This is a genomic window from Pseudomonas sp. EGD-AK9, assembly GCF_000465935.2.
In the GTDB taxonomy this organism is placed as follows: Bacteria; Pseudomonadota; Gammaproteobacteria; order Pseudomonadales; family Pseudomonadaceae; genus Aquipseudomonas.
In genome coordinates this window covers 1-5,437 of sequence record NZ_AVOF01000226.1, presented here as the reverse complement: position 1 = coordinate 5,437, position 5,437 = coordinate 1, and the positions used below count along the sequence as shown (strand labels likewise).

Annotated in this window: 7 protein-coding genes; 4 read left to right on the top strand and 3 right to left on the bottom strand. The window is 67.8% G+C overall.

What is annotated here, in order from left to right; genetic code table 11:
- Positions 1-194 (top strand): formate dehydrogenase accessory sulfurtransferase FdhD (locus tag N878_RS11690; protein ID WP_031303065.1); only part of this gene is annotated, 194 nt, incomplete at its 5' end.
- Positions 195-287: 93 nt separating this feature from the next.
- A complete protein-coding gene (lysM, locus tag N878_RS11685; RefSeq protein WP_021443837.1) occupies positions 288-725 on the top strand; it encodes a peptidoglycan-binding protein LysM in 438 nt (145 codons plus the stop codon).
- Between the two features lie 35 nt (positions 726-760).
- Here the strand turns inward: lysM and yrfG are convergent, their stop codons facing one another.
- Positions 761-1,441, bottom strand: a complete 681-nt coding sequence (gene yrfG, locus N878_RS11680; protein ID WP_021443836.1) for a GMP/IMP nucleotidase — start codon at positions 1,439-1,441, stop codon at positions 761-763.
- Positions 1,442-1,566: 125 nt separating this feature from the next.
- Between yrfG and nudE the strand changes: the two genes are divergently transcribed.
- Both nudE and cysQ read left to right on the top strand, forming a co-directional pair.
- Positions 1,567-2,133 carry an ADP compounds hydrolase NudE gene (nudE, locus tag N878_RS11675; protein ID WP_021443835.1) on the top strand — a complete coding sequence of 189 codons (567 nt, stop codon included), beginning with the start codon at positions 1,567-1,569 and terminating at the stop codon, positions 2,131-2,133.
- Positions 2,130-2,951 (top strand): 3'(2'),5'-bisphosphate nucleotidase CysQ, encoded by an 822-nt coding sequence (cysQ, locus tag N878_RS11670; RefSeq protein WP_021443834.1) that lies wholly within the window; start codon positions 2,130-2,132, stop codon positions 2,949-2,951. Before nudE ends, cysQ begins: the two co-directional genes overlap by 4 nt.
- A gap of 64 nt (positions 2,952-3,015) precedes the next feature.
- Here cysQ and N878_RS11665 read toward each other — a convergent pair whose 3' ends face one another.
- Both N878_RS11665 and N878_RS11660 read right to left on the bottom strand, forming a co-directional pair.
- Positions 3,016-4,923: a beta-ketoacyl synthase gene (locus N878_RS11665; RefSeq protein ID WP_031303064.1), complete on the bottom strand. Its 1,908-nt coding sequence runs from the start codon at positions 4,921-4,923 to the stop codon at positions 3,016-3,018.
- Between the two features lie 309 nt (positions 4,924-5,232).
- Positions 5,233-5,437: amidohydrolase family protein (locus tag N878_RS11660; RefSeq protein ID WP_031303063.1), on the bottom strand; the 205-nt coding region annotated here is incomplete at its 5' end.

The following is a 5,437-nucleotide window of genomic DNA, read 5'->3' as shown; positions in this document are numbered from 1 at the left end:
GCGGTTTCGCCGTGGTCACCAGCCGCTGCAGCCTGGAGCTGATCCACAAGGCGGTGCGCGCCGGCTTCGCCAGCCTGGTCAGCCTCTCGGCGCCCACCGACCTGTGCGTGCGCTGGGCGCGCCAGCACCGCCTCAACCTGATCCACCTGCCGCACCATAGCGCGCCGAGGGTCTACAGTCCGGCGCCGTCCTGAGACCAACGGCACGCCCACCCGCCCTGCAGCATCTAGACTTGCGCTTCCGGGCGCTGCCTGCCCGGCCATCCACAAGGCACGAGAGGAATCGCCATGAGTATCTTCGCCTTTGTCAAAGAAGCCGGGGTCAAGCTGTGGGAGTCGCTGGTGGGTCAGGAGGCGCAGGCCGCCGAATCGCTCAAGGAGCACGTGGCCAAGGTCGGCCTGGGCAATCCGAATATCGAGGTCAGCGTCGAGGGCGACAAGGTAACCGCCCGCGGCGAGGTGGCCAGCCAGGAAGAGAAGGAGAAGATCCTCCTGGTCCTGGGCAACGTCGCCGGGGTCGGCGAGGTGGATGACCAGATCGGCGTCGTCACGCCGGCGCTGGCGGCGCGCTTCGTCACGGTGAAGAAGGGCGACACCCTGAGCGCCATCGCCAAGATCGAATACGGCAACGCCAATGCCTATATGAAGATCTTCGAGGCCAACAAACCGATGCTCGGCCACCCGGACAAGATCTATCCGGGGCAGGTATTGCGCATTCCCGAATAAACACGCCTCCCCTGCAGGGGACGGTCAGCCGGCGCCTACGACAAGCGCATCCCGGCTAGCCCCTGCAACAGCGCCCGATAATCCTCCACCGCGGCGAACTCCTCGGTGTCCTTGGGCCCGGCCTGGCTGTCCGGCTGGCGTACGGCGAGCAGCTGGGCGACGCCGAAGCGCCCGGCGCTGCGCAGGATCGGCAGGCTGTCGTCGATGAACAGGCTGCGCGCCGGGTCGAACTCGACGTCCTGGCGCAGGGCGAACCAGAACTGCTGGTCCTCCTTGGGAAAGCCGTAGTCGTGGGAGCTGATCAGGCGTTCGAACCAGGGCGCCAGCTCCACGCGTTCGAGCTTCAGCGACAGCGAATCGCGATGCGCGTTGGTGATCAGCACCACGCGCTTGCCGGCCTCGCGCAGGGCACGCAGAAACAGCTCGGCATCTGGACGCAGGGCGATCAGGTGAGCGACCTCGCGCTTGAGATCGCGGATCGAGAGGTTCAGCTCGCGGCTCCAGAAATCCGTGCAGTACCAGTTCAGCGTGCCGGCGTGCTGGCGAAACAGTGGCAGCAGCTCGGCCTCGGCCAGCGCCAGGCTGAGGCCGTGGTGCTCGGCGTAGCGCTGCGGCAGGTGCTTGAGCCAGAAGTGGTTGTCGAAGTGCAGGTCGAGCAGGGTGCCGTCCATATCCAGCAGGACGGTGTCGATCTGGTGCCAGGGCAGTGGAAGCATGGGGACGTCTTGCGCTCGAAGGTCGTGAATCTGCCGGCCTGCGTCGCGAACGTGCAATCTGCGCCGGGGATAATCGGAAAAGCCGCGGTATGATAACCCGCCAGGTCACGCCAAGGAGTCGTCCCATGCGTCAGAAGCCCACGGTACTCGCCCGTGAAATAGTCGCCAGCAGCCGCCTGTTCCGCGTCGAGGAGCTGCAGCTGCGCTTTTCCAATGGCGTCGAGCGGACCTACGAGCGTCTGGTGGGCAAGGGCGTCGGCTACGGCGCGGTGATGGTGGTGGCGATGCTCGATGCCGAGCATGCGGTGTTGGTCGAGGAATACTGCGGCGGCACCGACGACTACCAGCTGTCGCTGCCCAAGGGCCTGATCGAGCCGGGCGAGGACGTGCTGGTGGCGGCCAACCGCGAGCTCAAGGAGGAGGCGGGTTTTGGGGCGCACGAGCTGGAATACATCACCGAGCTGAGCCTGTCGCCGGGCTATATGAGCCAGAAGATCCAGGTGGTGCTGGCGCGCGACCTGTACGAGGAGCGCCTGCCGGGCGACGAGCCGGAGCCGATGCGGGTCGACCGGATCAACCTGCGCGAGCTGTCCAGCCTGGCCCAGCACGCCCAGTTCAGCGAGGGCCGCGCCCTGGCCGCGCTGTACCTGGTGCGCGACCTGCTGAGTCAGCGTGGGGAGTTCGTGCAGTGAGTCATCCCTATATTTCCCAGGTGATCGAACTGGTACGCGCCGCCGGCGCGGCGACCCTGCCGTACTGGCGCAGCGACGTGGCGGTGACGGAGAAGGCCGATGCCTCGCCGGTCACCGCCGCCGACCTGGCCGCCCACCATATCCTGCTCGATGGCCTGCGCGCGCTGGCACCGGCGGTGCCGGTGCTGTCCGAGGAGGCCGCCGACATTCCCCTGGCCGAGCGCGCCGCCTGGACGCGCTGGTGGCTGGTCGACCCGCTCGATGGCACCAAGGAATTTATCGCCGGCTCCGAGGAGTTCACCGTCAATGTCGCGCTGATCGAGCACGGCCGCGTGGTGTTCGGCGTGGTCGGCATTCCGGCCAATGGGCGCTGCTATTACGGTGGCGCTGGTCTGGGTGCCTGGCGCAGCGAAGTGCCGGGTGACGAGCAGCCGATCGGCGTGCGTCTGGCGCCGGCGCAGGGCTTTACCCTGGTGGCCAGCAAGCGCCATTCGAGCTCGGCCCAGGAGCGCCTGCTCGGCGGCCTGGCCGCGCGCTTCGGCGAGCCGGCGCTGGCCAATATCGGCAGCTCGCTGAAATTCTGCCTGCTGGCCGAGGGCAATGCCGACTGCTACCCGCGCCTGGCGCCCACCTCGCAGTGGGACACCGCGGCGGCGCAGGGCGTGCTGGAAGGGGCGGGCGGCGAAGTGCTGGATCTGGCCGGCGCGCCGCTGGCTTACCAGGCGCGCGAATCCTTTCTCAATCCGTCGTTCCTGGCCTTGCCGGCCGCCGCCGAATGGCGTGGCGAGCTGATCGAGCTGGCGCGCGGGTTGGCATAAAACCAGCGGGAGGGGCTTCAGCGGCGATTGTCGCGGCTGAAACCCCTCCCACAGCGCATCACACTCAATCGAGCATATCGCGGTAGCGCTCGTCCTTCTTGAACACCAGCGGCTGGTCGAAGCCGGGCACCTTCACTTCTTCGGTGGTGATGGAGATCGCCTGGTCGTCGATCATGTCGTTGCCGAAGTTGTAGATGATGTTCAATTGGCCCAGCAGCGCCTGGCTATCGTAGGCCGCGGCCGCGGTGCGGGTGGCTTCGCGGCGGGCCAGGTAGGCGTCGAAGGCGGCCTGGCCGTGGCGCTTGCGCAGCATGCGCTCGACCACGTGCGGGGCCAGCACCAGGGCGCTGGCGTTGTTGCCGCCGAAGCCCTTGGAGTTGATAAAGGCCACGTCCATTGCCTGCTCACCCAGCTTGCGATCGACGGTGGACAGGCTCAGGTGCTGCTGGTGCACGTCGCCGGCCACCGCGTCGATGGTCTTCAGGCCGGGCAGGATGCCGTACTTGAAGGCGCCGAGGGCGGCGATCACCTGGTCGCCGCTGGCGGTGGCCAGGGAATGGCCGACGAAGGCCTTGACCGCGGTGATCGGCCACTGCTCGATGCCGAAGGCGCTGGCGACGCGGTCGAGAATCTCCGACTCGGTGACCCGGTTGGCCGGGGTGCTGGAGCCGTGGGCGTGGACGAAGCTGCGGCTGCGCACGGCGTCCAGGCCGAGCAGCTGCACGGCGCTGGCCACGGCCTTGGCCACGGTCAGGTAGTTACCCGGGCCGGGGGCGGAGATGGATTTCTTGAAGCCGTCGGCGTTGATGAACACGTCCGGCACCGCGCCGTGGATGTCGGCGCCCAGCTCCAGGGCCAGCTCGTCGTCCATCAGCACCACGAACTGGCAGGCCTCGGCCAGGGTGAAGCCGCAGTTGTCGCCGAACGGGCGGCTGGCGCGGCGGAAGTCGACATCCTGCTTGCCCTCGATCTGGCGCAGGCCTTCCTCGGTGGCCAGCGCGCCCATGGCGCCGTAGCCCTCGATGCACTCCTGGTTGATCGGCGCCTCGCTGCTGCCGACGATGACCACCCGCGCCTTGCCGGCGGCGATCTGCTCGATGCCCTTCTGCAGGTTGTAGAGGAAGGTGGCGCAGGCGCCGGTGATGCTGCCGGTGGTGCCGACGCTGCCGAGCACGTAGGCGTTGATGAAGTCGGCCGGCATGGTGTTGAGGCCCAGGGCCAGCTGCTTGGCGGTGACCCGGCCGCCTTTCAGGCGCGACTGCATCATGCCGCCGAAGCCGTTCTCGTCGAGCTGGCTCATGATGCAGCTGGCGAACACGGCAATCTCGTCCGGCGCCACGTGCTGGACGATGCGCTGCCAGTCGATGCCCACCGAGCGCAGCGCGTCGGTGACGCCGACCACGGTCATGGCCAGGCCGCGCGGGTGGAAGCGCGAGTTGTACAACTCGCTCGGTTCGAAGCCGGTGGGCAGCTGGCCGGCGGACTTCACCGCCAGCGGGCGGTAGCTGTCGACCTTGAACTCGCAGCTGTCGTGCAGGGTGACCTGCACCTCGCTGGCGTTGAGCTCCTGCACCGACCAGTTGGCCGGCAGCGGTTCGGGCAGCTGCTTGCGCAGGGTGAGGAAGCTGAGGCTGCCGCTGTGGCCGGGGGCCAGGCCGATGCTCTTCTGCCAGTGGGCGGCGTCCGGGTCGAGATGCTGCTTCTCGATGCGGCGCACCAGGGTGCCGGCGAGAATCTGCTCGGCGTAGCGGCTCTCGATTTCCCCCAGGCTTAGCGGCTGGCTGTCCTGATCGCGGTACTGGCCGTCGACCACGCGCACCAGTTTCATCATCTGCGCCAGCCCGGCCAGCGTCTCCTGGCGCGCGCGCGCGTCCAGGGTCTCGATCACGGTGCGGCGAAAGCCATGGTGGAAGGAGCTGCGCCCGGCTGCGTTGTACCCCCCAAAACCCACGATCACAGGTAAGCGCGACATAACTCAAAAGCTCCTGAACTGGGCCAGCGCGACGCCGAGCCGGCGCCTTGCGGCGCGGGCGCGGATCCCAAAGCGGTGGCGTATGCAAAGATTCGGCTGCCTATCCTGACGTGGATCATGACTGTCGAGTCACTCATCCGACCAATGTCGTGGCGAGCGAAAAGCATGCCGCGGGCAGGACAGCTCGTCGTGGGCGTCGTTAATCCCAGGGGCGGGTCCGGGGGGCGCCGCGCGCAGCAAGGGTTTTCCAGGTGGATGCGCACTAACAACAAGCCCGCCGGATGGCGGGCTCGTTCGCTGCTGGTCGCATCAGGCCTGGTAGCTGATATGACCGTCGACCAGGGTGTAGCGCACCGCGCCGGGCAGGCAATGGTCGATAAAGGGGCAGTTGCCGCCCTTGGAGTACCAGCGTTCGCCGGCCAGGGTGGAGGCCTGCGGATCGAACAGCACCAGGTCGGCTGCGGCGCCGACGGCCAGACGACCGGCCGGCAGGCGCAGCGCGTCGGCCGGGCCG